General features: G+C 65.5%; 18 protein-coding genes. 10 read left to right on the plus strand and 8 right to left on the minus strand.

The annotated features are described in order from the left end of the window. Positions 1 to 130: 130 nt before the first annotated feature. The 3 genes from Q0743_RS02470 to Q0743_RS02480 are packed head-to-tail and all read left to right on the plus strand — an operon-like array spanning position 131 to position 6,828. Positions 131 to 3,400, plus strand: coding sequence for a DUF2126 domain-containing protein (locus Q0743_RS02470; protein WP_298240010.1), 3,270 nt, complete (start codon positions 131 to 133; stop codon positions 3,398 to 3,400). A gap of 27 nt (positions 3,401 to 3,427) precedes the next feature. Then, positions 3,428 to 5,953 (plus strand): circularly permuted type 2 ATP-grasp protein, encoded by a 2,526-nt coding sequence (locus Q0743_RS02475; protein ID WP_298240011.1) that lies wholly within the window; start codon positions 3,428 to 3,430, stop codon positions 5,951 to 5,953. Next, on the plus strand, positions 5,950 to 6,828 hold the full coding sequence (locus tag Q0743_RS02480) for a transglutaminase family protein (protein ID WP_298240012.1): 879 nt from the start codon (positions 5,950 to 5,952) through the stop codon (positions 6,826 to 6,828). Before Q0743_RS02475 ends, Q0743_RS02480 begins: the two co-directional genes overlap by 4 nt. A gap of 480 nt (positions 6,829 to 7,308) precedes the next feature. On the opposite strand, the gene Q0743_RS02485 is transcribed toward Q0743_RS02480, so the two are convergent. From Q0743_RS02485 to Q0743_RS02505, 5 genes are all read right to left on the minus strand, one after another. Beyond that, positions 7,309 to 8,133, minus strand: coding sequence for a phosphodiesterase (locus Q0743_RS02485; protein WP_298240013.1), 825 nt, complete (start codon positions 8,131 to 8,133; stop codon positions 7,309 to 7,311). Between the two features lie 66 nt (positions 8,134 to 8,199). Next, positions 8,200 to 9,480 (minus strand): ABC transporter substrate-binding protein, encoded by a 1,281-nt coding sequence (locus Q0743_RS02490; RefSeq protein ID WP_298240014.1) that lies wholly within the window; start codon positions 9,478 to 9,480, stop codon positions 8,200 to 8,202. A 28-nt stretch (positions 9,481 to 9,508) separates the two neighbouring features. Further along, complete coding sequence (locus Q0743_RS02495) at positions 9,509 to 10,345, minus strand: carbohydrate ABC transporter permease (protein ID WP_298240015.1); 837 nt, start codon at positions 10,343 to 10,345, stop codon at positions 9,509 to 9,511. After that, positions 10,342 to 11,289 (minus strand): carbohydrate ABC transporter permease, encoded by a 948-nt coding sequence (locus Q0743_RS02500; protein WP_298240016.1) that lies wholly within the window; start codon positions 11,287 to 11,289, stop codon positions 10,342 to 10,344. Before Q0743_RS02500 ends, Q0743_RS02495 begins: the two co-directional genes overlap by 4 nt. Then, positions 11,282 to 12,433, minus strand: coding sequence for an ABC transporter ATP-binding protein (locus tag Q0743_RS02505; RefSeq protein WP_298240017.1), 1,152 nt, complete (start codon positions 12,431 to 12,433; stop codon positions 11,282 to 11,284). Before Q0743_RS02505 ends, Q0743_RS02500 begins: the two co-directional genes overlap by 8 nt. Positions 12,434 to 12,585: 152 nt before the next feature. Between Q0743_RS02505 and Q0743_RS02510 the strand changes: the two genes are divergently transcribed. The 3 genes from Q0743_RS02510 (at position 12,586) to Q0743_RS02520 (ending at position 15,546) form a co-directional block, all read left to right on the plus strand. Next, positions 12,586 to 13,485: a LysR family transcriptional regulator gene (locus tag Q0743_RS02510; protein ID WP_298240018.1), complete on the plus strand. Its 900-nt coding sequence runs from the start codon at positions 12,586 to 12,588 to the stop codon at positions 13,483 to 13,485. A gap of 225 nt (positions 13,486 to 13,710) precedes the next feature. Beyond that, the gene (locus Q0743_RS02515) at positions 13,711 to 14,538 is read left to right on the plus strand and encodes an HD domain-containing protein (protein WP_298240019.1); all 828 of its coding nucleotides are present in this window, start codon (positions 13,711 to 13,713) and stop codon (positions 14,536 to 14,538) included. 111 nt (positions 14,539 to 14,649) lie between these two features. After that, complete coding sequence (locus Q0743_RS02520; RefSeq protein WP_298240020.1) at positions 14,650 to 15,546, plus strand: alpha/beta hydrolase; 897 nt, start codon at positions 14,650 to 14,652, stop codon at positions 15,544 to 15,546. A 79-nt stretch (positions 15,547 to 15,625) separates the two neighbouring features. Here the strand turns inward: Q0743_RS02520 and Q0743_RS02525 are convergent, their stop codons facing one another. Beyond that, positions 15,626 to 17,143: a M81 family metallopeptidase gene (locus Q0743_RS02525; RefSeq protein ID WP_298240021.1), complete on the minus strand. Its 1,518-nt coding sequence runs from the start codon at positions 17,141 to 17,143 to the stop codon at positions 15,626 to 15,628. Between the two features lie 195 nt (positions 17,144 to 17,338). Here Q0743_RS02525 and Q0743_RS02530 point away from each other — a divergent pair, with 195 nt between their 5' ends. The 3 genes from Q0743_RS02530 (at position 17,339) to Q0743_RS02540 (ending at position 21,031) form a co-directional block, all read left to right on the plus strand. Continuing rightward, the gene (locus tag Q0743_RS02530) at positions 17,339 to 18,550 is read left to right on the plus strand and encodes an ABC transporter substrate-binding protein (RefSeq protein WP_298240022.1); all 1,212 of its coding nucleotides are present in this window, start codon (positions 17,339 to 17,341) and stop codon (positions 18,548 to 18,550) included. A gap of 162 nt (positions 18,551 to 18,712) precedes the next feature. Beyond that, the gene (locus tag Q0743_RS02535) at positions 18,713 to 19,927 is read left to right on the plus strand and encodes an acyl-CoA dehydrogenase family protein (RefSeq protein WP_298240023.1); all 1,215 of its coding nucleotides are present in this window, start codon (positions 18,713 to 18,715) and stop codon (positions 19,925 to 19,927) included. A gap of 141 nt (positions 19,928 to 20,068) precedes the next feature. Continuing rightward, entirely contained in the window at positions 20,069 to 21,031 is a 963-nt protein-coding gene (locus Q0743_RS02540; protein WP_298240024.1) for an alpha/beta hydrolase, read from the plus strand. A 63-nt stretch (positions 21,032 to 21,094) separates the two neighbouring features. Here Q0743_RS02540 and Q0743_RS02545 read toward each other — a convergent pair whose 3' ends face one another. Both Q0743_RS02545 and Q0743_RS02550 read right to left on the minus strand, forming a co-directional pair. Then, entirely contained in the window at positions 21,095 to 23,137 is a 2,043-nt protein-coding gene (locus Q0743_RS02545) for a patatin-like phospholipase family protein (RefSeq protein WP_298240025.1), read from the minus strand. A 228-nt stretch (positions 23,138 to 23,365) separates the two neighbouring features. Further along, positions 23,366 to 25,105, minus strand: coding sequence for a methyl-accepting chemotaxis protein (locus tag Q0743_RS02550; RefSeq protein ID WP_298240026.1), 1,740 nt, complete (start codon positions 25,103 to 25,105; stop codon positions 23,366 to 23,368). Between the two features lie 311 nt (positions 25,106 to 25,416). On the opposite strand from Q0743_RS02550, the gene Q0743_RS02555 reads away from it, so the two are divergent. Beyond that, positions 25,417 to 26,799 (plus strand): ethanolamine ammonia-lyase subunit EutB, encoded by a 1,383-nt coding sequence (locus Q0743_RS02555; protein WP_298240027.1) that lies wholly within the window; start codon positions 25,417 to 25,419, stop codon positions 26,797 to 26,799. Positions 26,800 to 26,812 lie beyond the last annotated feature (13 nt).

The raw sequence follows: 26,812 nt of genomic DNA on the forward strand, positions 1-26,812 counted from the left end.
CGCCTTTGCCCACCCTACGAGACTGTCCGCTAGCCCGGATACTTCCTAGGCACGCGCTGCCCGTTGTTAGTGCTTGATCGCTTTGACCTCAGGTGTTCTGCTCAAAAAAGCTGCTGGAGCACCGCACCCCGTGTCGATCTACGTCGCACTGCATCACGTCACGCACTACAAATACGACCGCCCGATCGATCTGGGACCGCAAACCATCCGCCTGCGCCCGGCGCCGCACACGCGCACGCCGATCCTGAGCTATTCGCTCAAGGTCACGCCATCCAACCACTTCGTGAACTGGCAGCAGGATCCGCAAGGAAACTGGCTCGCCCGCTACGTCTTTCCGGAGAAGACGACCGAATTGAAGTTCGAGGTCGACTTCACGGCGCAGATGACCGTGGTCAACCCGTTCGACTTCTTCGTCGAGCCCTATGCCGACAGTTTTCCGTTCGACTACCCGAAGGATCTCAAGACCGAGCTCGCGCCGTATCTCGAAACCGTCAAGCCCGATCGGCTGTTCGCGAAATATCTCGATACGATCCCGCAGGACGCTCCGAACACCGTCAACTTCCTGGTCGAGCTCAATCGCGAGCTGCAGAAGAAGATCCGCTACATCATCCGGATGGAGCCGGGCGTGCAGACGCCGGAGGAAACGCTGGCCTCGGGCGCCGGATCATGCCGCGACTCCGCCTGGCTGCTGATCCAGACCTTCCGACATCTCGGGCTCGCCGCGCGCTTCGTCTCCGGCTATCTGATCCAGATTCGCCCCGACATCGATCCGATCGTAGGGCCGCCGGAGGTGGAGAGCGACTTCACCGACCTGCACGCCTGGGCCGAGGTCTATCTGCCGGGCGCCGGCTGGATCGGCTTCGATGCGACCTCCGGCATGCTCGCGGGCGAGGGCCACATCCCGGTCGCCGCCACGCCGCATTATCGCTCGGCCGCGCCGATCTCCGGCGGGGCCGGCTTTGCCGAGGTCGAGTTCGCTTTCGACATGAGCGTCCGCCGCATCCGCGAGGCGCCGCGCATTACGAAACCGTTCTCCGACGAATCCTGGGCGCGGCTCGACGATCTCGGCGAGCAGGTCGATGGCGATCTCGCCAGCGCGGACGTACGGCTCACCATGGGCGGCGAGCCGACCTTCGTCTCGGTCGACGACCTCGAAGCGGCGGAGTGGAACACGGAAGCGGTCGGCCCGACCAAGCGCGCGCTTGGCGACGATCTGATCCGCCGCCTGCGCGATCGTTTCGCGCCCGGCGGTCTGCTGCATTACGGCCAGGGCAAATGGTATCCGGGCGAGAGCCTGCCGCGCTGGGCCTTCGGTCTCTACTGGCGCAAGGACGGCGTGCCGATCTGGAAGAATGGCGATCTCATCGCTAGGATCGAAAATCCACGCCGCGCCGAGACGAAGGACGCCGAGACCTTCATTGAGGGCGCGGCGCTGCGGCTCGGGCTCGATCCCGGCTACATCATGCCGGCCTATGAGGACACCGCGCTCTGGCTTCAGAAGGAAGCCGAGCTTCCGATCAACGTCGATCCCTCCGATTCCAAATTGTCGGATCCGGAGGCGCGCGCGCGTATGGCGCGCGTGTTCGAGCAGGGCCTCAACACGCCGCGCGGCTTCGTGCTGCCCGTGCAGCGCTGGAACGCGCCGCCGCGCTGGCGCAGCGAGCGCTGGCAACTCCGGCGCAATCATCTGTTCCTGACGCCGGGCGATTCACCGCTCGGCCTGCGCCTGCCGATCGGTTCGCTCGGCTACGTCCCGCCCAACCAATATCCCTACGTCATCGAGCGGGACCCGATGGAGCCGCGCGGCAAGCTTCCGGTGTTCACGCTCGAAGCGCGCCCGGAAGCTCCGCCACGGGTGACGCCCGAGCATCTCAACACGTCGATCCCGGTCCGCACCGCGATGTCGGTCGAAGTCCGCGACGGCGTGCTTTGCGCCTTCATGCCGCCGGTCGAGCGCATCGAGGACTATCTCGAACTGGTCGCCGCGTTAGAGGCGACCGCCGAGGAGATGCAGCTCCAAGTCCATGTCGAGGGCTATCCGCCGCCGTTCGATCCGCGCATCGAGGTCATCAAGGTGACGCCCGACCCCGGTGTCATCGAGATCAACATCCAGCCGGCCACGAGCTGGCGCGAGGCGGTCGATATCACCACCGGTCTCTATGAGGACGCGGGCAAGGTGCGCCTCGGCGCCAACCGCTTTCTGGTGGACGGCCGCCACACCGGCACCGGCGGCGGCAATCACGTCGTGGTCGGCGGATCCTCGCCGCAGGACTCGCCGTTCCTGCGCCGGCCCGATCTGCTGAAGAGTCTGGTCTTGTACTGGCAGCGGCATCCGTCGCTGTCCTATTTCTTCTCCGGCCTGTTCATCGGCCCGACCAGCCAGGCGCCGCGCATCGACGAAGCCCGTCACGACAGCATCTATGAGCTCGAGATCGCGCTCTCGCACGTGCCGCCGCCGGGCTATCAGACGCCGCTGTGGCTGGCGGACCGGCTGTTCCGGCATCTCTTGGTCGACATCACCGGCAACACCCACCGCGCCGAGATCTGCATCGACAAGCTGTATTCGCCGGATGGTCCGACCGGCCGTCTCGGCCTCGTCGAATTCCGCGCGCTCGAAATGCCGCCGGACCCGCGCATGTCGCTGGCGCAGCAGCTTCTGATCCGCGCGCTGATCGCGAAGATGTGGCGCGAGCCGCAGACCGGCAAGTTCGTGCGCTGGGGCACCGCGCTGCACGACCGCTACATGCTGCCGCATTTCATCTGGGAGGATTTTCTCGACGTTCTCTCCGAGCTGAAGCAGTTCGGCTATCCGTTCGAGGCGGAATGGTATCTGGCCCAGCTCGAATTCCGCTTCCCCGCCTTCGGCCGCGTCCATCATGGCGGCGTCACGCTGGAGCTGCGCCAGGCACTGGAGCCCTGGCACGTGCTGGGCGAGGAGGGCTCGGCCGGCGGCACCGTGCGCTATGTCGACTCATCGGTGGAGCGGCTCCAGGTCAAGGCGGAGGGCTTCGTCGAGGGCCGCCATATCGTCACCTGCAATGGCCGCCGCCTGCCGATGACCTCGACCGGGCGCTCGGGCGAGGCGGTGGCGGGCGTCCGTTTCAAGGCCTGGCAGCCGGCCTCCGGCCTGCACCCGACCATTCCGGTTCATGCGCCGCTGACCTTCGACCTGATCGACAGCTGGAACGGCCGCTCGCTCGGCGGCTGCGTCTACCACGTCGCCCACCCCGGCGGTCGCAACTACGACACCAAGCCGGTCAACACCTATGAGGCCGAGGCGCGGCGGCTGGCGCGCTTCCAGGACCATGGCCATACGCCGGGCCCGGTCCAGCCACCCCCCGAGGAACGCACAAGTGAGTTCCCGCTGACCCTCGACTTGCGGACTCCGCTCCTGCAATGAGTATGATGGTGGGGCAGGGAGAGGCGCATGGCCGAGGGCGCAGCCGAAGAGAACGACAGGGCGGGCAGGGCGCAAGGCCAGCGTGAGGGCCAGCGCCGTTTCGCGCAATGGGTCCGCGACTATAACCGCCTGCCTGGCATCCCCGACGAGTTCTTAGGGTCGGACGGCGCCCCGCGCGCGGTCTGGAGCCGCTTTTTCGATGCTTTCGGCGCGCTCGCCCCCGACGAGATCGAGCGGCGATTCGGCATGGCCGATCGCCACCTCCGCGAGGCCGGCGTCACCTACCGTGCTCCCGGCGACAGCGCCGACCGTCCCTGGTCGCTGAGCCACCTGCCGCTTTTGATCGGCGAGGCCGATTGGCAGCAGCTATGCGCCGGCATCACCCAGCGCGCCGAGCTGCTCGAGCGCGTGCTGCGCGACATCTATGGCGAGGGCAGGCTGGTCGCCGAGGGCGCGCTGCCGGCGGCCGCGATCGCCGGCAGCCCCGAATACCTCCGTCCCGTCTGCGGCGTGCCGCCCCCGGGCGGGCGCTATCTGTCGCTCTATGCCGCCGACATCGGCCGCGGTCCTGACGGGCGCTGGTGGGTGCTCGGCGACCGCACCCAGGCGCCGTCGGGGGCGGGCTACGCGCTGGAGAACCGCCTGGTGCTCTCGCGCGCCTTCTCCGATCTCTACAAGTCGATGAACGTGCCGCGCGTCGCGCCGTTCTTCGAGGCGTTCCGCGACTCACTGCGCGCGCGCGCCGATCGCGATGAACCGCGCATCGGCGTGCTCACGCCCGGCAGCTTCAGCGAGACCTATTTCGAGCACGCCACGCTGGCGCGCTATCTCGGCTTCCTCCTGGTCGAGGGCGACGATCTCGCCGTCAGCGACAACCGCATCCACATCCGCACCGTCGCCGGCCTGAAGCGGCTCGACGTGCTGCTCCGCCGCGTCGATTCCAATTCGCTCGATCCGCTCGAGCTCGATGCGTCCTCGCATCTCGGCGTGCCCGGCCTGATCGACGTGTTGCGCAAGGACGGCGTCGTCGTCGCCAACATGCCGGGCTCGGGCGTGCTGGAGGCGCGCGCGCTGCTCGGCTTCCTGCCGGCGCTCAGCCGCCGCCTGCTCGGCGAAGAGCTGAAGATGCCGCATATCGCGACCTGGTGGTGCGGCCAGCGCAGCGCGCGCGAGGAGGTGCTGGCGCGGCTCGACGAGGTCGCGATCGAAGGCGCTTACCGGCGCGGCGTGCCCGGTTTCGGCAACAACGGGCCGGTGCTCGCGAGCGAGTTGGATGCGAGCGACCGCCAGCGCCTGGTCGATGCCATCGGCGCGCGCGGCATGGACTATGTCGGCCAGGAGGTGGTGCGGCTCTCGACCATGCCGGTGTGGGAGCAGGGCCAGATCACGCCGCGTCCATTCGTGCTGCGCGTGTTCGCCGCGGCGACGCCGGACGGCTGGGCCATCATGCCCGGCGGTTTCTGCCGGATCGCCGAACAGGCCGACGCGCGCGCGGTGTCGATGGGCGACGGTGCGCGTGCCGCCGACGTCTGGATCGTCTCCGACAAGCAGGTCTCGACCGCGACCTTGCTGCCGGCGACCGACAAGGTCCGCATCCGCCGCATCGCCGGCGTGCTGCCGAGCCGGGCCGCCGACAATTTGTTCTGGCTCGGCCGCTATCTCGAACGCGCCGAGGCGACGCTGCGCCTCGTGCGCGCCCTGGGCTCGCCGAGCGGGCCCAACAAGGGCACCGCGGCCTCGCAGCAAGCGGCCGAACGCATCCAGCGCCTGCTGGTGGCCTGGGGCGCGGTCTCGCAAGTCTCGCGCACCGCGCCGGGACGCGTCGTCGCCGAAGCGCTGCAGAGCCCGGACCGGTTCGGCTCGGCCCTATCGCTGGTGCGCGCGGCGCAGCGCACGGCGACTTCCTTGCGCGAGCGTTTGTCGCCCGATGCCTGGCAGGTCATCACCGAGATGGCCGAGCGCCTCGCTTACGAGGTCGAGGACGACGACAGCGTGGTGAGCGCGGCCGAGCTGACCTTGCAGGAGCTGGCGAGCTTCGCCGGCCTTGCGCAGGAGAACATGAACCGCGCCGCCGGCTGGCGCTTCCTCGACATCGGCCGCCGCACCGAGCGCGCCATCAACACCATGCGTTTCACGCGCCAGTTCGCCTATGACGAGGCCGGCGACGAGGATCTCGACATCCTGCTGACGCTGGTGGATTGCCAGATCACCTACCGCTCGCGCTATCTGCTCGCGCCGATCCTGGCGCCGGTGCGGGACCTTGCCGTGCTCGACGGCTACAATCCGCGTTCGGTGGCATTCCAGGTGACGACGCTGAACGAGCACATCGCCGCGCTGCCGAGCTTGAAGGAGCACGGCCTGATCGAGAAGCCGCAGCGGCTCGCGGTGGCGCTGCAGGCGACCCTTGCAACGGCCGAAGCCGAGAAGCTCGAGGTCAAGACGCTGTTCGCGCTGGAGCAGGACCTGCTCAGCCTTGCGGACGCGATCGGGCAGCACTACTTCCCGCACGGTCCCAACGCGGCCCGGCCGGAAAAGCTGACGGGGCTGGCGTGATCTACGACATCCGTCACGTCACGACTTACGAATACGAGAACCCGGTCAGCTTCGCCCGCTGCACGCTGCGGCTGGAGCCGCGCAGCGGTGGCGGCCAGGACCTGATCTCGCATCGTGTCGAGATCCGCCCGCGCCCGGCCGAGCGGACCGTGCGGCGCGATTTTTTCGGCGCGCTGACCGAGAGCGTCGTGATCGATACGGCCCATCGCAACTTGCGGATCGACTCGCGCTCGCGTGTTTCGGTGTCGCGCGAGCCGCCGGCGCGCGATGCGCCGAGCCCGCCCTGGGAGAGCGTTCGCGACATTGCCTTCGAAGCCACGAGCCTCAGGCCGGCCTCACCGGTCGGCTATGTCTTTGCGAGCCCGCTCGTGCCGGTGCTGCCTGCGGTCAGCGCCTATGCCGCCGAGAGTTTTGCGCCGGGCACTGGCATCCTCAAAGGCACGGTCGATCTGATGCATCGCATCCGCGACCAGTTTCGCTACGACCCCAAGGCGACGGTGATCTCGACGCCGCTGGCCGAGGTGTTCGACAACCGCCACGGCGTCTGCCAGGATTTTGCCCATGTGATGATCGCGGGGCTGCGCGGACTGGGTCTGCCGGCGGCCTATGTCAGCGGCTACTTGCGCACCATTCCGCCGCCGGGCCAGCCGCGGCTGCAAGGCGCCGATGCTACCCATGCCTGGGTGTCGCTGTGGTGCGGCGCCGATCTCGGCTGGGTCGATTTCGACCCGACCAACGACCTGCTGGTTGCGAACGACCACATCGTGCTCGCGATCGGGCGCGACTTCTCCGACGTCTCGCCGATCGACGGCATCATCGTCGGCTCGCCCAAGCAGAAGCTGGGCGTCGCCGTCGACGTGGTGCTGGTGGAGTAGGGCGTGGGCGCATGAGCGTCGGCTTGCCAACGCAAAGCGGAAGTTAGCCATCTAGAGTGGGATCGGCGGCTTGAGACCCGGAACAGACGTTTGAGGGTGTCCTAATTTCGGTTTACGATGTCAGAGCAACCTGACGGTAGTGTGTCTTTGTTCAAAACCGCTTCAATAGCTGAACTCATCGTCGAAGCCGCTATCTTGATCGCCTGCGGTCTGGCATGGGCCATTGCTGGCTTCCCACGCCTTACGGAGGTCGCCATAGTGGGTGGCCTAGGTCTCGTATGCTTCGGTGTTTACGTCGGGATAATCTGGAACAGGAAGTAAGGCCGCCTCAGTTGGCGGCCTTTTTTCCTATCAGGCCAAAACTTGCGCATCTCCGACGTGGGGTGATGGACGCCAACACGCCGTTACGGGGGCGGAGCGGACCCTGCAAGAAGTGCAGGGGTTATCAGTCACGCCCTGGAAGCGGTCGGCGTTCGCCGATCACCGAACCATGGTCTCGCGATCCCAGGCCTGATAGTCGGGCGAACCTTCGACGCGGATGGGACCATCGTAGCCGTATTCCACCATGTGCACGGTCACATAGTCGTCGCCGAAAAACACCACGCCATAGGATTGCGGCAGGTCGGACGCGCTCAGCAGCGTGGTCTCGGAGAACAGCGGATAGCTGGCATGGTTGGTGCCGCGCAGCGACGAGACCGGAACGCCTGCGACCGAGCCGGCCAGCGGCAAGTGACAATGCCCAAAGAAGACGTGGCGGATCTTTGAACGGTTGCGGCCGACGAGGCGCCGGAATGGAGCCTCATCCAAGAGGCGGATCTGGTCGAGCGGGGCGAGATGCACCGGCATGGGGTTATGATGCATGAACAGCAGGAACGGCCCGTCATGCTCGGCAAGCCGTGCCTCGAGCCAGCCGAGCCGATCGTCGCAATAGCGGCCGGCATGGGTTTCCGGATGGGCGGTGTCAAGAAACAGGCAGCGGCCGGCAGCCGTATCGTGGACGCCCTGGACGAAGCCGTTGTCGTCGGCGAGGTCGGGGAATACGCTGAGGAAGGCGGCGCGCCGGTCGTGGTTGCCGATGCAAAGCCGGACCGGCAGCGGATAGTCGTCGAGGCGCTGCTTGAGCCATTGATAGTCGGCGGCCTCACCCCAGTCCGAGAGGTCGCCCGTGATCACCATCAACTCGGCGTCATGATGGTCCTGCAGGGCATGCGCCAGCGCGCGCTCGAAATTGGCGCGCGGATCGCGGCCGCCGATGGTCGAGCCGGGTGCCGTCAGGTGAATGTCGCTCAGATGCAGCAGCTTCATCGCTTGTCTCCGTTCTTGCGGCACGGGGCGCCGTCGGCGCCCCGTGCTTGGTTGACGTCTTGACGATCAGCGCGCGGCGCCGGTGGTCTTCGGCAGCAGCTTCTGCACGTCCGCCGTCATGTCGGCGAGGACGGCCTCGGGTTCTTTGGCGCGGGCGCCCGAGATGATCGAGTTGAGATGATCCTTGATCACGTCGGTGATCTTCAGGCCGTTGTCGCCGGGAAAGGCGTACCATTTGGTCAGCAGCGGGAGCTGGCCGACCGCGGTGTAGTTGTTGGGGTTCTTGACGTAGAAGTCCTTCAGGTAGACGTCGTTCGCGACCTTGTTGGGCGGCATGTAGCCGGTGGTCTCCGCCATGATCGCGGCGCCCTTAGGGCCGGTCCAGAACTTCACCGCTTCCCAGGCTGCGTCGCGCTTGGTCTTGTCCTTGGCGAGGATCAGCACGACGTTGCCGCCGGCCGGCAGCCGGCCGTTCGGGGAGGCCACGTCCGGGAACGGAATCGTCTTCAAGGCGAACTTGCCGCCGGTCATCTGCGTGACCTTGTTGAGGTCCGAGGTCGAGGTGACGTGAAAGCCGGTCTTGCCGGCTGCGAACGCCGCGCGCATCGACGGCTGGTCGAGGTTGGGCATGCCGCCCTCGTTGACGAGCCGCGCGATCATGTTGATGGCGAACTTGCCCTCCGGTCCGTCGAAGGCGACCTTGGTCTCGTCGGCGTTGAGCATGGTGCCGCCGCGCGCGAACACCGGGGCCTGCCACAGCCAGTTGCCGGTGATGTCCCAGGCATAGGTGACGCCGTTGGTGTCGTTGCCGAGTGCCTTGATCTTCCTGGCGAGCGTCAGCAGCTCGTCCCAGCTCTTCGGCAGATTGTCCACGTCGCCGCCGGCCTGCTTCACGAGGTCGAGGTTGACGTAGACGATGGGCAGCGAGATCGCGAAGGGAAGGGCGAAGACCTTGCCGCCGGCGGTGCCGATGTCGTACATCGCCTGGTGAAAGCCCTGCTTGTCGAAATCTTTTTCAGCGGCGATGTACCCATCGAGCGGGGCCGGGATGTTCTTGTCGACCAGGACGCGGATGCGGTTCAGGCCCTGGAAGGACACATCCGGCATCTGATTGGTCACGGCCTCGCGTAGCACCTTCTGGGTGGCGTCCTCGTAGGATTCGTAAGGCGCCCGCATGGTGACCTTGATCTCCGGGTGGACCTTGGCGAATTCCTCGGCGATGCGCTTGTGGGTCTCGGTGAACAGCTCCGGATAGGGATACTGCATCACGATCTCGGTCTTCGTCTGCGCGAGCGCAGAGCCGGCCACGAGCGACAGAACTGCCGCGGCGATGATGGACTTCAGCATGGATAGACTCCTGTTTGAGGTGACGCGGTTACTTGATCCCGGTGAGGGTGATGCCCTCGATGAAGCGACGCTGGGCAAAGAGGAAGGCGATGACCAGCGGCGCGATGATCACCATCGCCGCGGCCATCAGCGGGCCGTAGCTGGTGCCGGCCTCGTTGTTGCGGAAATGCGCGACCGCCAGCGGCGGCGTGCGCAGCTGCTCGCTGTTGAGCACGATCAGCGGCCAGAAATAGTCGTTCCAGTGCGCGACCACGGAGAAGATGCCGAAGGCCGTCACGGCCGGGATCGCGGCCGGCAGCATCACCCGCCAGACGATGCCGAATTCGGAGATGCCGTCCATGCGGGCGGCATCGACGAGATCGTCCGGTACGGTCTTGAAGAACTGGCGCATCAGGAAGATGCCGAAAGCCGAGATCGTGAAGGGCAGGACCAGCGCCGCATAGCTGTCGAGCAGGCCGACCTTGTGCAGCAGCAGGAAGACCGGGATCGCGGTCGCCTGAGGCGGGATCAGGATCCCGAACAGAACCAGTGCAAACAGCGTGTCGCGGCCGCGGAAGCGAAGCTTTGCCAGCGCATAGGCCGCCGGCAGCGCCACCATGACCTGCAGCACGAAGATCGAGATCGTGACGATGACGCCGTTGAGCAGGAAGCGCAGCAAATTGGCCTTGGCGAAGGCCTCGCGCAGATTGTCCCACAGCGCGAACCGGTAGGGGATCAGATGCAGCTCGCTGGAGAAAACCTCGGTCTGCGGCTTTGACGCGGTCGAGATCATCCAGATGAAAGGCGCCAGCATGATCGCGGCGCCCGCGATCAGGAGCAAATGGCGCAGGACCGCCTGGAGCGAGACGGAATGTGTGTTGCTCATGTGTAATGCACGCCGCGATCGGCGAGCCTCGACTTGATCAATGTGAGCGCGAGAACGAACACGAGGAAGACGACGGTGATCGCTGCGGCGTAGCCTGAGCGGAAGAACTCGAAGCCTTCCGTGTACATGGTGTGGATCAGGACCTCGGTGGATTTGGACGGGCCACCCTTGGTCAGCACATGCACGGTGTCGAACACCTGGAAGGAGCGGATGCCGGAGACCACGACGACGAAGGTCGTGACCGGGCCGAGCATCGGCCAGGTCACGAGGCGGAAGCGTGCCCAGCCGCTCGAGGCACCGTCGATCTCGGCCGCTTCGTAGAGCTGCTTGGGGATGGAGACGAGGCCGGCGAGAAACAGCACCATGTTGAAGCCGACCGCCTGCCAGATGCCGATCGCGCACAGCGCATAGAGGGCGGTGCTGCGATCCTGCAGCCAGGCGAAGGCCGGCAGGCCCGCGCCGCGCAGCAGTCCGTTCACCAGGCCGAATTGCGGATGCAGCATGAATTCCCACACCACCGCCATCGCGATCAGGGTCGCCATCACGGGCAGGAAATAGATGGTCCGATAAAGGCTGCGCAGGCTGGTGCCGCTCTGGATCAGCAGCGCGATCGCAAGGCCTGCGATCACGGCGCCGGGTACCACGACCACCACGTAAGTCAGTGTGTTGCGCAGCGCGATCCAGAACACCTTGTCGGCGAACAGGTCCTGGTAGTTGGCGAGCCCGATCCAGGAAAAATGCGGCGCGCCGAGCTGATAATCGGTGAAGGAGAGGGCGATCACGCCCGCGAGCGGACCGAGCAGCATGACCAGCATGAGCGCGGCGGCCGGCGCCACCAGCGCGTAAGCGGAATATGTGCGCCGGCTGCCATGAGCGGGCAGGGTACGCCTTGCCGCGCGGGCGGGGACGGCAGCCGCGTCGATGGTCATCGCCCCGTCAGACATGGGCGGGCTCTCGGACACGCTCGGCCTGCTCGACCTTCAGCGGAATCCGCTTCCCGATGGAATCGAAGACCTGCACCGCGTCGGACGCGAAGCCGAAGGCGAGGTGACTGCCCATCGCGGGCAAATGCCTGACGTCGGCGAGCCGTGCGATCAGGCGCAACCCGGCGCCTTCGATCGCAAGGTGTACGAAGGCTTCCGCACCGAGATTTTCCAGATGGACGACGTTTCCGGAGAACGGTCCGGCGCCGAGGTCGATCCGCTCCGGGCGCACGCCGACACGGCATTCGCCCGCCGTCGCGCCGCACGCAAGCCGCAGCGCGGATCCCAGCACGTCGATGCCGCCGTCCTTCCAGACACGGCCGGGAAGGATGTTGATCTTGGGGCTGCCGATGAATTCGGCAACACGGATGTCGCCGGGGTCGTTGTAGATCTCCGCGGGCGTTCCGACCTGAATCAGTTCTCCGCCCATCATGACGGCGATCCGGCTCGACATGGTCATCGCCTCGGCCTGGTCGTGCGTGACGTAGACGAAGGTCGTCTTGAGGCGGCGATGCAGCTCGGCGAGCTCGGCGCGCATGTGGACTCGCAGCTTTGCGTCGAGATTGGAGAGCGGTTCGTCGAACAGGAAGGCGAGGGGCTCGCGCACCATGGCGCGCCCGACTGCGACCCGTTGCCGCTGTCCGCCGGACAATTGCCCGGGCTTGCGCCGCAGCAATGGCGCGATGTCGAGCTGCTCGGCGATGGCCGCGATGTCGGCGCGGATGCCGTGTTCCTTGGCGCGTCGGCCCGGCAGCAGCGGGCCGAGCAGCGGCAGTCGTTCGATCGCGGAGAGGCGCCGCATCCGCAACGGTACGGCAATGTTGTCGAAGGTGCTCAAATGCGGATACAGCGCATAGGACTGGAAGACCATCGCGAGATTGCGCGCGCTTGGGCGAATGCCGTCGACGGGGCGGCCGTCGATACGGACCTGGCCGGAATTCTGCGGCTCCAGCCCGGCGATGATGCGGAGCAGGGTCGACTTGCCGCAGCCGGAAGGACCGACCAGCGAGATGAACTCGCCGTCCTCGATCCGGAAATCGATGCCTTTCAGGACGTCGGTCCCGTCGAAGGATTTGCGGATCGTGGAAAGCTCGATTTGCGCCATTCGCGCTGGTCCCCTGCTGCCCGTTTCGGCGCACGAGGAGTTAAGGCGGCCATCTGACATTCACATTACGGTTAATGGCGTTGCTTATGTTGATCCCAGGTTTTGCTTTTGCTGCATTCTGAAGCGGGGATGCCGGTCTTGGAGTTGTTGTCGTGGCGTTGACGTCGTCGCGTGTCCGGGCGGTCAATGCGGTGTTCGACACCGGCAGCTTTGCCGCCGCGGCAAGGAAACTGGGCGTGTCGCAGCCCGCCGTCGCGCAGTTGGTGCGCGATCTGGAGGCCGAGTTCGCCGTTGCGCTGTTCGACCGCCACGGACAGAACCTGATACCGACGCCGCTGTGCCGGCGACTCTACGCCGCAACGAACCGTATGCAGGCACTCGAGGCGGATGCGCAGGCCATCCTCGAGCAGCGCGATGAGCTGTCGGGAGGTGAGCTTCGCATCGGGCTCGGCAACGCCATGCCGGGCATGGCGCTGATCGCGGCGTTTCGCAATCTGTATCCGAAGATTCAGATCAACATCGAGATCGGGAGCTGGTCTGCGATCATGGCGGCGGTGGTCGACCAGCGCGTCGACGTCGCCGTGCTGCCGGAGGTGCCGCAAGACAATCGCTTCCGTCGCGAGCCCTGCGTGCAGCAACGCGTGGTCGCGATCTGTCATCCCGTTCACGACCTCAGTCGGGAATCGCGCGTGTCCGCCGTCAGCCTGATGCAATATCCGCTGGTGTTTCGAACCCGGGATTCCGCGACCCAGCGCGTCGTGGACAGGGCGTTTCGCGCGGTCAATCTGCGCGCCAGTCCGGCGATCGTCGTCAACACGCGCGAGGGAATGCTGGAGGCGGTCGCCAACCGGCTCGGTGTCGGCTTTGTCTGGGAGCACGGCTCCAGCCGTATCGATCGCATCGCCAAGGTGGCGATCGCGGAAATCGAGGCGGAATCGCCCGAATACATCTTCTCGCTGGCCGGCAAACGCGGCAAGCTGGTCGAGTTGTTCTATCTGGCCAGAAGCCTGTCGCGCTCGGCGGACGGCGCCGACATCCTGTCCGCCCCGTAAAGCGACAGGCAGGAAAGCCCCGGCCCTTCCGGCGGGGTCGCCTTCAGGCTGTGGTGAAGCATAACCACAACCGTATTGTTGCGCAGCGGGAATGTAACATATTTACGAATTTTTGCTACGGAATTTGGTCAGCAGGCCCAAGATGGGCTATGCTGGCACCGCGTCGAGAACAACAAAGACGTCGGGAGATGGCATGGGACAAGAGCGGCGGCCGGGGCTGCATCCATGATAACCTTGCCGAGACTAGCGGCTGAATCCCTCGAGGGCTTCCTCGGGAAGTTCATGCGTCGCCGGTACGATGAGGCGTCTGCCAATATCGTCGAGAGCGCGACCCGCACCGCGATGGAATGCATCGGCAACAGCGATGCGCTCTATCACAACATCGAGCATACGATGCTGGTGACGCTGGCGGCCCAGGCCATCCTCGGCGGCCGAAGCCTTCACACCCATCTGTCGGCCGAGGATTACGTCCATGTCCTGATCGCCTGCCTCGCCCACGACATCGGCTATGTGCGCGGACTGTTCGAGGAGGACGATTCCGACGGCTTTGTCATCGACGCGGCCGACAACAAGGTCTCGTTGCCGCGCGGCGCATCGGACGCGAGCCTGCTGATGTATCACGTCGACCGCTCGAAGCTGTACGTAACGCGGCGGCTGCGGCATATTCCCGGCGTCGATCCGGAGCGCGTTGCCCGCGCCATCGAGGGGACGCGCTTTCCGGCCCGCGAGGGCCAGGAATATGACGACGAGGCCTCGATCCTGCGCGCGGCCGACTTCATCGGCCAGCTCGGCGATCCCAACTATCTGCGCAAGGCCAACGCACTCTATTACGAGTTCGAAGAGGTCGGCATGAACCGCCAGCTCGGCTACGATTCGCCGGCCGACATCGTGAACCGCTATCCACAATTCTATTGGAACAGCGTCGCACCGCACATCCAAACCGAGATCGGCTATCTCAACAAGACCGAGATCGGCCGGCAATGGATCGCCAATCTCTACAGCAACGTGTTCCGCGCCGAGCGCGACATCTCGCTCTCCGGTCCGCAGAGATAGCGGTGCCCTCGTAGCCCGGATCAGCGCAGCGATATCCGGGGCCGGTGGTGCAACGTCCCGGATGTCGCTGCGCTGATCCGGGCTGCGGCCCTTCAACGCCGTGAGAAAACCATGCAAGAAAAAACCGTCACCACGGACGTCCTCGACATTGCCTATCGCGAATACGGCGCGCCCGACGGCTGGCCCTGCATCATGGGCCACGGCTTTCCCTACGATGTGAACGCCTATGCCGAGGCCGCGCCTGCTATCGCAGAGGCCGGTGCGCGCGTTCTCGTGCCCTGGCTGCGCGGCTACGGGCCGACGCGGTTTCGCTCCGCTGCCACGCTGCGCTCGGGCGAGCAGGCCGCGCTCGGCGCCGATCTGCTGGCCTTCATGGACGCGCTTCGCATCGAGCGCGCGATCGTCGGCGGCTATGATTGGGGCGGGCGTGCGGCCTGCGTGGTCGCAGCGCTGTATCCGGAGCGGGTGATCGGCCTCGTCTCCGGCAATTCCTACAACATCCAGAACATCGCCCGCGCCATGGAGCCGGCCTCGCCGCCGGAAGAGGCCGCGCTCTGGTATCAATATCTCTTCCACAACGAGCGTGGCCGCCGCGCGCTGGAGCGCAACCGGCGCGGCTTTGCGCGCCAGCTCTGGGCAATGTGGTCGCCGACATGGACATTCGACGACGCCACGTTCGAGAAAAGCGCGATGTCGTTCGACAATCCCGATTTCGTCGACGTCGTGATCCACTCCTACCGCCATCGCTACGCGCTCGTGGAGGGCGATCCCGCCTATGCCGCCATCGAGGCGAAGCTGGCCGGCCAGCCGCCGATCCGCGTCCCGACCATTGCGATCGATGGCGACAGCGACGGCGTCAATCCCGGTACTGCCCATCACGCACGCAAGTTCGAAGGCTCGTTCGAACGGCGCGTGTTCGCAGGCGCCGGTCACAATCTGCCGCAGGAACGCCCGGCGGATTGGGCGCAGGCCGTACGCGACGTGCGCAAGGCGGCGGAGCAGGCCTGAGTCAAGGTTGCTGCCGCCGGCGGCTGCTTTGCTGCGCCTGTCGTCCCCGGTGCCAGTGCTATCCCGATGCTTTGCCGGATCAATCCAGCGGCATCTCGTCGAGCGGCCAGATCGGGCGACGCACCCTGCGATAGATGAGGGTCGTGTAGTCGTTGGTGGCAAGGCCGCCGCTGTCGGCCAGGATCACCTGCTTGGCCATCGGCCCGAAAGCGGCGCGGAAGTGGTGGGCGGACTTGACCGCGACGACCCGAAACTGCGCCGGCTCGGCGCCGAGAATTCGGAACATTTCCTGATCATAGGTTTGCAGCGTGTTGGTCGACAGCGCGATCGAGATGCCGTTGACCTCGAGCAGGGCGGAGGGGCCGAGCGTCATGGGCTGACCGGCATTCATCGGTCCCTCGCAGACGAAGGCACCATCCGACAGTGCGGCAACGCGTCCCGTCAGCGTGAGCGGCGGCCCGTAGCTTGCCGGATCGCGCTTGGCGCCGACAACGATTTCGAGGCTGGCCCCGAGACCTGCGGCATGACAGCGAGCAGCAGCTTCGGGATCGCCGAGAACGCCGAGCAGCACGCCCTTGACGTCGGCCTTCAGCAGCGCCTCCAGCAGGCGGACGCCGTCGCCATAGGCGCCTGAACCCGGGTTGTCGCTGTAGTCGGAAATGACGAAGGGACGGGTATCGGCGATATCGGTCGCGGCCTCCGCGGCAAGCCGCGTCGCCGTCGGCAAATCATGCACCGCGACGGTGACCTCGGCGCGGCGGCGATAGATTTCGTCATAAAGCGTGGCCGCAACCTGCCGCGCCGCAGTCTCGGCGGCGTTGTGCGAGGCATCGTAGGTCACCTGCACGCTGGGGCCGACCTCGGCAATGTCCGAGCGGCTGAAGCCCGCGCAGACGTCGACCGAGAGCAGGCCGGGCGTTTGTGTCTCGATCTCCGCAGCGCGCGCCAAGAGATCGCTCATCACGCCGCCCTGGGTTCGTCCGTGATTGCATCCGTCGAGCAGCGGTCCTTGCAGGTGGACGACCTTCGGACGGATCTTGCCGTCCATCGCCGATTGCAGCAGATCGGCCGCGCGCAATGCCGTCTCGTACTGGTCGATATGCGGATAGGTCCGGTAGGGCAGCATGATGTCGGCGAGCTTGCCCATGCGTTCGGTGACGTTGGCATGCAGGTCGAGCGTCACCGCGATCGGGATCGTCTCGCCGAGCCGCTTGCGCAATCCTTCCAGCAGCGCACCCTCGGCATCGTCGTCGGTCTCGGTCACCATCGCGCCGTGCAGTGCGAGAATGACGCCGTCGAACGGTCCCGTCGTGCAGGCCTCGTAGAGCAGGCGTTGCAATTCGGCCCAGCAGTCGGCCGTCACCTTGCCGGACGGCGTGGCCGAGGCCGCAATCGGCTGCACCAGGCTCCAGCCGTAGCGTTTGGCCGCAGCCAGATGCCCGGCGATCTCCATCCTGGTGGCGCCGAGCGCGGGGGCGATCTCGGCTCCCAGCAGAAACAGCCGCTTGCGATAATCGTCGAGCGTGGTCGGGACGATCGAGAACGTGTTGGTCTCGTGGGCGATCTGCGCGGAGAGCACACGTCGCGTCTGGCTCATGAGGGCTCCTTGTTGTTCATGGAAGCCGCGCCCGGTCTCGCGTCCTCACGAGACATTTCGCTAGCATCGAATCGGCCTGCGCCACCAGCAACTTGACGCAAGACCGCTATGCAGAACCCCGCTGATCTGACGCGCTGACGAAAAGCAGCGCGCCGCGCGTTCGTCCGCGCGGACGACAATCATCGGGGAGAAACCATGAAAGCCGCTTTGGTCCTGGCCACGGCACTGGCTGCCGCCTGCCTGTCGACACCCGTCTCGGCGCAAAAATCCTACGGCCCTGGTGTCAGCGACACCGAGATCAAGATCGGCAACACCATGCCCTATAGCGGGCCGGCCTCGCCGCTCAGTATCACGGGCAAGGTGATCTCCGCCTATTTCGACGAGGTCAATGAGAAAGGCGGCGTTGGCGGCCGCAAGCTCAACCTGATCTCGCTGGATGATGCGTTCTCGCCGCCCAAGACCATGGAGGCCGCGCGGCGCCTCGTCGAGGGCGATGGCGTCGCCTTCATCTTCGCCACCATGGGCACGGCACCGAGCTCGGCGATCGCAAAATATCTCAACAGCAACAAGGTGCCGCAGCTTTTCCTGATCAGCTCGGCCTCGAAGTGGAACGACCCCGCCAACATGCCGTGGTCGATGGCGCTGCCCTGGGCGCCGAACTACACCAGCGAGGCGGCGATCGACGTCGCCTATGCCCGCGCCAAGAACCCGAATGCGCGCTTTGCGGTGCTCTACCAGAACGACGATGCCGGCAAGGAATACTTACGCGGCGTCAAGGAGGCGCTCGGCACTGAGGCCGACAAGGCGATCGCGATGGCCTCGAGCTTCGAGGTCACTGACCCCACCGTCGATTCCCAGGTGCTGACGCTGGCCAATACCAAGGCTGACGTCTTCATGATCTATTCGGTGACGCCGCGCGCCTGCGCGCAGGCGATCCGCAAGGCCCACGAGGTCGGCTGGCAGCCGACGCGTTTCCTTGCCTCGGGCTGCGCCAACAAGGCGACCGTGATGGCGCCGGCGGGCCTCGACGCCGGCAAGGGCGTGCTCTCGCTCGGCTCGCTCAAACCCTTCGTCGAGCAGCCGAAGGACGATCCGGCGATGACGGCCTATATCGACTTCATGAAGAAGCGCCTGCCCAATGCCGACGTCAACAACGTCGCCGGCCTCTACGGCTACACCGTCGCCGAGGCGCTGGTGGTGCTGCTGAGGCAATGCAAGGACAATCTGACGCGCGAGAACATCATGGCGCAGGCGGCGAATTTGAAGAACGTGCCGCTGTCGCTGCTGATGCCCGGCATTACGCTGAACACCACGCCGCAGGATTTCCGCCCGATCAAGGACGGCTACATGCTCCAGTTCGACGGCAACGACTGGGTGGTGGCAAGCGAGCTCTTGAAGGGGACGTGAGGGGGCGAGCCGGACTCTCTCCGCGAGTTCGGTGCCGTAGGGTGGGCAAAGGCGCACTTGCGCCGTGCCCACGGCCTGCTCAATACGGAAATAGGACGTGGGCACGCTTCGCTTTGCCCACCCTACGAGACTGACTCGAAGATCAACGAGCGGGAGACCCCCATGGACTTTCAACATTCCGCCCGTTCGCTCGAGCTGCAGGAGCGCGTTCGGCAGTTCATGCGAACACATGTCGAGCCGGTCGAGGAGCTCTATTACGAGCAGGTCAAGCCGGAAGCGGCGCGCTACAAGACGCCGCCTGTGCTGCAGGATCTGAAGAAGATGGCGCGCGAGCAGGGGCTGTGGAATCTGTTTCTCTCCGGCGAGCATGGTCCGGGCCTCACCAATCTCGAATACGCCCCCGTGAAGGAGATCATGGGCCGCATTCTCTGGGCACCCGAGGTGTTCAACTGCTCGGCGCCTGATGTCGGCAACATGGAAGTGCTGGCGAATTACGGCACCATGGCGCAGCAGGAGCGCTGGCTGAAGCCGCTGCTGGAGGGCCGCATCCGCTCCGGCTTCTCGATGACCGAGCCGCAGGTCGCCTCCAGCGATGCCACCAACATCCAGTGCGCCATCACGCGCGATGGCGACGACTACGTCATCAACGGGCGCAAGTGGTTCACCTCCGGCGCGATGAACGAGGATTGCGAGATCCTGATCGTGATGGGCAAGACCGCGCCCGACGATCCCGACCGCCATCGCCAGCAATCCATGATCCTGGTGCCCAGGAACACGCCCGGCGTGCGCATCCTGCGCGACATGCTGACCTACGGCTATGACGATGCTCCCAGCGGCCACCCTGAAATCGTCTACGAGAACGTCCGCGTGCCCGCCGAGAACATCCTGCTCGGCGAAGGCCGCGGCTTCGAGATCGCGCAAGGGAGGCTAGGTCCCGGCCGCATCCACCATTGCATGCGGCTGATCGGTTGCGCCCAGCGCGCGCTCGAATTGATGTGCCAGCGATCCGTGTCCCGCGTCGCCTTCGGCAAGCCGCTGGCTGAGCAGGGCTCGGTGCGCGAGGACATCGCGCACTCCTTCTGCGAGATCGCGCAGGCGCGGCTGCTCACGCTGCAGGCCGCCGACAAGATGGACCGCGAGGGCAACAAGGCCGCGCGCGATTTGATCGCCGCCGCCAAGATCGTGGTGCCCGGCATGGCCGCCCGCGTCATCGACCGCGCCATCCAGATCCACGGCGCCGCCGGCGTCTCGCAGGATACCTTCCTCGCCCGCGCCTATGTCTACGCCCGTTTCATCCGCATCGGCGACGGCCCGGACCAGGTGCATCTCGCCGCGGTGGGGAAGGAGCTGATCAAGCGCGGCGGGGTGATGGGGTAGCGCACAGCTTTTCGGGCGATCGCGCAAAAACCGACGCTCGCGTCTGGTCAGAAGGTAAGATGGTGTGCTTTGATGCATCAGATTCTTTGGTGCGTCACTGCCGACGTTGTTGCGCTCGGCACATGAGCGAGCAGGTCAACAATGCGCAGTTTTGTCCCCAGCGGCCGGCCGTCCGGCGCGCGATCCGTCGCGGCCATATGCACCGCCATCCTGATGATGCTGGTGGTCTGTAGCGGCCCGTCAGCTTTCGCAGCCGTCGAACCCTTTCCCCCGGACTTCAAAATCGAACGGATGTCGGTCAACGGCGTCACGCTGCATGTCCGCATTGGCGGACACGGGCCGGCGGTGGTGCTCCTGCACGGCTTCGCCGACACCGGCGACATGTGGGCGCCGCTCGCCAAGGCGCTCTACAAGGACCACACCGTGATCGTCCCGGACCTGCGCGGCATGGGGCTGTCGTCCCAGGCCGCCGGCGGCTACGACAAGAAGACCCAGGGCGTCGACATCGCCATGGTCATGGACAAGCTCAAGGTCCAGAAGGCCGATCTGGTGACGCACGACATCGGCAACATGGTGGGCTATGCGCTCGCTGCACAATATCCCGATCGCATCACCAAATGGGTCGTCATCGACGCGCCGCTGCCCGGCATCGGGCCCTGGGACGAAATCCTGAAGAGCCCGATGCTGTGGCATTTCAATTTCCGCGGCCCCGATGTCGATCGCCTGGTCAAGGGCCGCGAGCGCATCTATCTCGACCGGTTCTACAACGAGCTGTCGGCCGATCCCAAGGCGATCGACGAAGCGACCCGCAACCATTATGCGAAGCTGTACGCCCGGCCCGGCAACATGCACTACGCCTTCGAGCAGTTCGCCGCGTTCGGGAAGGACGCCGCGGACAACAAGGTGTTCGCCGCGACCAAGCTGAACATGCCGATCCTCGCCCTCGGCGCCGAAAAGTCCTTCGGCGATCAGCAAGCTGCGATCATGCGCGAAGTCGGCACCAAGGTCGACGGCGGCATCATCACGGGCTCCGGACATTGGATCATGGAAGAGCAGCCGGCGCAGACCGTGAGCAAGGTGCGCGCGTTCCTCGACGGGAAATGACGGGTGCGGGACTCCCAGGCTCCCGCCGCCTTGGCGCAGCGTGCTGGCGAAAGATCAGGTCGATCACTCAAACGGGCCGATCCGTGGTCTGCAGTCCGCTGGCCTTTGTCGATTGAGCTGTGCCACCACCTTGTCGAACATGATCGAATTGTCGCGGATATATCGATCCGCGGCATCTCCCAGCGCTTTGATGTTCCCCTCGCTGGCGTTATCGAGCGCGGCCGTCGATGTGGTGAGCGTGAGCTGCATCCGGTAATAGAGATCGGAGTACCCCAATAATTGTTGTGCTTCATCCTCAATTCCGGGATCCGACAATGTGATGTCGAGAAGGGGCCCGAGCCAATGCAGGCCTCCCCATCCCCAGGCGTCCTGGAAAGCCATCGATTGAGGCGCACGTCCCGTGCCAAGCGACAGCATGAGGATCGGATGCGCTGCGTCATAAGGCTTCGCGCGAGGGCCATAGAGCGCATATTCGCGTCGCTTGACGATAGAAAGTGCATAGACCGCAGGATTGTTTGCAAACACGCCCCCGTCGATCAAGGCAACCCGGCCGATCGGAGGCGGTGCGGGAACTTCGAAAGGAGGAAAATATGTTGGCGCGGCGGAAGCGGCGCGGGCTGCCTCCCACATGTAGATAAAAGCTCCATCGTCTCTGAAATTGTCGAAGAACACGTGACGGTACAGCCTTGCGCCCTCCGATCGATCCTGTGATTCGATCGCGTAAGCGGGAACAACCACGTTCAGGAGGGCGTCCTTGAGCAGCACGTCGCCAAAGTAACCTTTTAGGACGCGCTCAATTCCCTGTGCCTGATATTTCGGCCCGAACAGCCAGCTCACCGGCTTCAGTGACGTGTCGGGGAATATCTTCGCGCCTTCCGTCTTGTACAACGCCACAAGCTCCTTGGCCGCATGCAGCGGCATTCCGGGATTGTTGGGGTCGGGCGCGGCCAGGCCAAGCGCGATGATCCCTCCGGTCGACGTTCCGACGACGTAATCGAACAGCTTCGCGATTGGCGCCTTGGCGCGGCTTTCGAGCTCCGACAGAATGATCGCCGGAATGATGCCGCGAATGCCGCCGCCGTCGATGGAGAGTATTCGCACGCACGGCGGCACGACCCGGCCGCCAAGCTCGGTCATGATCTTGTTTCGGGCCGCCAGGACGTCTTGCGCCCGGGTGAAGAGTTCTTCCCAGCTCTCCCCCCGTAGAGCCGTGTCTACGCCGTCAAGCGCCGACACGAGACCTGCCTTCTCCGACGCTTGAAGCGCCTCGGCGGTCGCCCGACCATCCTGAACCATGCTCAGGATATGCGAGGGGTAGGTGTGGAGTCTTGGGAGCCGTTGATACTGCTCGGCGACGTCGTCCCAGCTATCGCCCTTCAATGCTTGGCGCACCGGATCGATCGCCGCCTCTATCTGTTGCCGCAGCTTGGGGTTCACGTTGGAGCCAAGCCTGTCGACCGACTTGATTTCCGAGTACGCTGCCGTAACGAGCATCAACCTGTAACTGGACAGCCAGGAGAGCGCGTCGTGGCTGGCTCGCAGCCTGTCCCAATCGCTGCCATGCAGCGCCTGGCGCACGGCATCTGCGCCTTCCGCCACTTCTCCTCTCAAGGACGGGGAGAGTTCGCCGTCGTATGCTGCGAGAAAGGCGGACGCGCGGTCAATCATCTGACCGGAGCCGCCCAGCAAAGAGGCCCGGCTGAGCAGATCCGCCTTGTAGGCAGCAATGCCGTTTGCGTTGTTTGCAAGCAATTCCTTGCGAAGCTGTTCGATGATCGCCGACACGTCGCGCTGAAAGGAGTCGCTCACATCCGGTATCGGAAACGGGGTCAGGCGGCTGATTGCGTCCTCGGCTTCCCACCTGTCGTTTCTGAGGCGCACTTCCTGTTTGATGTTCAGGATCGCTTCGGGAGATATGACCCGGGTCGTCGGCGGGGCTTGTCGCGGCCACATCCACCACGCCATGGCCAGCGTCGTGATGAGCCAAATTGCCAGTGCGAACCGAAATCGACGCGTTCGAGCCATGCCTTCACCGCGCAGTTTTTGTATCTTGTTCGGCACCGGGCGGGCGACATGTTGATCAAGATCAAGCGGAGCTTGAATCATCTCCGGCGTGCAAGGCGAGCTCGTGAGGGCGCTGCCAGCGCACCATCGCCATCATGACGTCATGCGGTTGCTTTGCCCGACGCGTCAAATCTCGTTCATGGAATCCGATTGGAATTGCGGCGACAGCTAACCCATTGATTCAGTTGTCGCCGGCTACTGTGCATGGGGTTGTTTTCGCGCTTTTTGTCGGCGCGGCCCCATTGACTGCGGGTGCAGCCGTCCGCGCCGTCATCCCGCCCTGGCGATACGGCCGTCCGGGGCGCCCGAGCGCAGGTTCTGGAAGAACGTCTCCACCTCCCGTGACAGCGTGTCCGCCGTCTCGGTCAGGCTGCTCGCGGCCGTCAGCACCGAAGCTGCCGCCGTGTCGGTCTCGCCGATGGCATCGCGCAGCGAAGTGATGTTGGCGACCAGCGTCTCGTTGCCTTGCGCGGCGCTTTGCGCGTTGGACGAGATCTCGCGCGTGGCGGCGTCCTGCTGGCCGACGGCGCCGGCGATCGCCGAGGTGACCTCGTTGATCTCGCGCACCGCGCCGCCGATCTCGCGCACGGCGTCGACCGCGTTGCGGGTCGAGGACTGGATCATCGCGACGTTCTCGCTGATCTCGGCAGTCGCCTTGGCGGTCTGACCCGCGAGCGCCTTCACCTCATGGGCGACCACGGCAAAGCCGCGGCCGGCTTCGCCCGCACGCGCGGCTTCGATGGTGGCGTTGAGCGCGAGCAGATTGGTCTGCTCGGCGATCGCCTGGATCAGATTGAGCACGCCGTCGATGCGCTGCGTGGCCGCGGCGAGGCTCTCGATCTCGGAGATCGACTTCTCGGTGCGCTGGCCGGTCTGCTCGACCGCGCTGGCACTCTGCCGCACCTGGCGGCCGATCTCCACCACCGAGGCCGACAGCTCCTCGGCCGCGCCCGCCACCGCCGTGACGTTGTGCGAGGCCTGCTCGGTGGCGCCCGCCGCCGTGCCGGCACGGCTGTTCGCATCCGCGGTGACGCGGGTGATGGTCTGCGCGGTCTCGCGCATGGTGGAGGCGTTGTCGCTGAGGCCGCGCATGATGGCGCCGATCGCCTCGCGAAATTGCTCGACGGATTGCTCGATGTGGCGGGCGCGCTCCTCGCGCGCGGCGGAGTCCTGCGAGACCTGCGAGGCGAGGTTGCGGTTGCGGCCCATGGCCTCCTGGAACACCTGGATCGCGCGGGCCAGCGCGCCGATCTCGTCGGCGCGGTCGGAGTGCGGCACCACGACGTCCTGGGCTCCGTCGGCGACCTGATTGATGGTGGCGGTGATCTTGGCGAGCGGCCGGGCGACCGAGCGGGCGATGATGACGATGCCGACCACGACCAGGGCCAGCGCCACGCCGCCGAGGCAGGTCAGCACGAAGGAGAGGGTGCGGTTGGTCTCCGTCTCGCGCGCGATCTGCTTGGCGCGTTCGGCATAGACCTTGGACAGCGCCTCGAGATCCTTGTTCAGTGCCGAACGCACGGCCCGGTTGGCGTCGTTGTCGCCCCATTCGCGGCCGGCGGCCGCGTTGATCTCGACGCCGCGGCGCACCAGCTCCTTGCGGAACTCGACGAACTGCTCGATGCGCTTCTTGAAGGTGGCAAACTGCTCGGCATCGTCGGCCCTGACGATGGTCTCCCAGTGCTTCACGACGTCGAGGATCCGGGCGTTGAACTTGAGCAGGCCGTCGCCGTATTTCTTCACAACCTTCGGCTCGGTCGACATGTAGACGCCGCGCGATTCCATCACCACCGCATAGACCAGCGAATTGACGCGCTCGACGTTCAGCGCGGCGGCGTTCGCCGTCTCGATTGCGCTGGTCAGGTCGGCGCCGCGGCGGCTGTTGTAGTCGGACAGCATGGCGATCGCCGCCGTCAGCAGCGCGAACAGCGCGAAGATGGCGTAGAGCTTGGTGGCCAGCGTGAAGCGGCCAGCGAGCCTGGCGGCATTCCCAGATCGAACTGATGTCATGGTGTAAAGGAGCCCGGACATGGCCTGGAGTGGCCGGTGAGCGCGACGGTACAAATTGATGCAAAACTATGCAGAACGAAGATGGACGCCGCGTTAACATGCCGCCCAGCGGAACTTGCCGCGCTGCAGCGAAAAAGTGAGGTTTTCCAGTCATTTGCGGCGCGCCTATCGGTATCCGGCAGATCGCGCCGGGAAGTTCGGGACTGTTTCCAACATCGGCGTGCATGCCGGCCGCAAGGCGCGTATTTCCTGATGCTGGCCGCCGGGGTCGATTGGACTCGGCCACCGGCCGACGAACCCCGGAGAGGCCCTTGGTCTACCGCCACACCATTGACGCCACGACCCACACCTTCCCGGACCTGCGCGATCTCCTGGCCAAGGCGACGCCGCCCCGCTCCGGCGACCGGCTGGCCGGGATCGCCGCCGGCACGGCCGAGCAGATGATCGCGGCGCGGATGGCGCTCGCCGACGTTCCGCTCGCCCAATTCCTCCAGGAAGCCGTCATCCCCTACGAGGTCGACGAGGTCACCCGTCTCGTCATCGACAGCCATGATGCAAAGGCCTTCGCGCCGGTGGGATCCCTCACGGTCGGCGGCTTCCGCGACTGGCTGCTGTCGGACGCCGCCACGCCCGAGGTGCTGAAGACGCTCGCGCCCGGCCTCACGCCCGAGATGGTGGCCGCGGTCTCGAAGCTGATGCGCAACCAGGATCTGATCCTGGCGGCGCGGAAATGCGCGGTCACCACGGCCTTCCGCAACACCATCGGCCTGAAGGGCCGGATGAGCACGCGGCTGCAGCCCAACCATCCCTTCGACGATATCAGGGGCATCACCGCCTCGATCCTCGACGGCATCCTGCTTGGGTCCGGCGATGCCTGTATCGGCATCAACCCGGCGAGCGACGATCCGGCCGTCATCGCGCAGCTGCTGCGGCTGCTCGACGAGATCATCGCGCGGCTGAATGTCCCGACGCAGGGGTGCGTGCTGACCCATGTCACGACGACGCTGTCGCTGATCGGGCAGGGCGTGCCGGTCGATCTCGTCTTCCAGTCGGTCGCCGGCACCGAGGCCGCCAATCGCAGTTTCGGCATCGACCTTGCCCTGCTGAAGGAGGCGCAGGAAGCCGGGCTGTCGCTGCGGCGCGGCACGGTCGGGCAGAACGTGATGTATTTCGAGACCGGGCAGGGCTCGGCGCTGTCGGCGGGCGCCCATCACGGCGTCGATCAGCAGACCTGCGAGGCGCGCGCCTATGCGGTCGCCCGCGCCTTTGCCCCGCTGTTGGTCAACAGCGTGGTCGGCTTCATCGGCCCGGAATATCTCTACGACGGCAAGGAAATCATCCGCGCCGGGCTGGAGGATCATTTCTGCGGCAAATTGCTCGGCCTGCCGCTCGGGATCGACATCTGCTACACCAACCACGCCGAGGCGGACCAGGACGACATGGACAACCTGCTGACGCTGCTCGCCGCCGCCGGCGTCACCTTCATCATGGGCGTCCCCGGGGCCGACGACGTCATGCTGAACTACCAGTCGACGTCTTTTCACGACGCGCTCTATGTCCGAGACGTCTTCGGTTTGCGCCGCGCGCCGGAATTCGATGATTGGCTGGCGCGGTCGGGCATCACGGGCGCCGATTTCCGGATTGCCGGAGATTCCGGCCTGCTGCCCGATTTTGCCTCGCGGCTGATCGCCTGAGGCGGTACGAAGC

Source organism: uncultured Bradyrhizobium sp. (assembly GCF_936943645.1).
Taxonomy (GTDB): Bacteria; Pseudomonadota; Alphaproteobacteria; order Rhizobiales; family Xanthobacteraceae; genus Bradyrhizobium.

Bases quoted from the DNA above. Each gene is read 5' to 3' on its own strand.
- Q0743_RS02530 (WP_298240022.1), top strand. From the start codon at position 17,339: ATGAAAGCCGCTTTGGTCCTGGCCACGGCACTGGCTGCCGCCTGCCTG.
- Q0743_RS02495 (WP_298240015.1), bottom strand. From the start codon at position 10,345: ATGAGCAACACACATTCCGTCTCGCTCCAGGCGGTCCTGCGCCATTTG.
- Q0743_RS02525 (WP_298240021.1), bottom strand. From the start codon at position 17,143: ATGAGCCAGACGCGACGTGTGCTCTCCGCGCAGATCGCCCACGAGACC.
- Q0743_RS02550 (WP_298240026.1), bottom strand. From the start codon at position 25,105: ATGACATCAGTTCGATCTGGGAATGCCGCCAGGCTCGCTGGCCGCTTC.
- Q0743_RS02485 (WP_298240013.1), bottom strand. From the start codon at position 8,133: ATGAAGCTGCTGCATCTGAGCGACATTCACCTGACGGCACCCGGCTCG.
- Q0743_RS02490 (WP_298240014.1), bottom strand. From the start codon at position 9,480: ATGCTGAAGTCCATCATCGCCGCGGCAGTTCTGTCGCTCGTGGCCGGC.
- Q0743_RS02475 (WP_298240011.1), top strand. From the start codon at position 3,428: ATGGCCGAGGGCGCAGCCGAAGAGAACGACAGGGCGGGCAGGGCGCAA.
- Q0743_RS02545 (WP_298240025.1), bottom strand. From the start codon at position 23,137: ATGATTCAAGCTCCGCTTGATCTTGATCAACATGTCGCCCGCCCGGTG.
- Q0743_RS02505 (WP_298240017.1), bottom strand. From the start codon at position 12,433: ATGGCGCAAATCGAGCTTTCCACGATCCGCAAATCCTTCGACGGGACC.
- Q0743_RS02500 (WP_298240016.1), bottom strand. From the start codon at position 11,289: ATGTCTGACGGGGCGATGACCATCGACGCGGCTGCCGTCCCCGCCCGC.
- Q0743_RS02520 (WP_298240020.1), top strand. From the start codon at position 14,650: ATGCAAGAAAAAACCGTCACCACGGACGTCCTCGACATTGCCTATCGC.
- Q0743_RS02535 (WP_298240023.1), top strand. From the start codon at position 18,713: ATGGACTTTCAACATTCCGCCCGTTCGCTCGAGCTGCAGGAGCGCGTT.
- Q0743_RS02515 (WP_298240019.1), top strand. From the start codon at position 13,711: ATGATAACCTTGCCGAGACTAGCGGCTGAATCCCTCGAGGGCTTCCTC.
- Q0743_RS02540 (WP_298240024.1), top strand. From the start codon at position 20,069: ATGCGCAGTTTTGTCCCCAGCGGCCGGCCGTCCGGCGCGCGATCCGTC.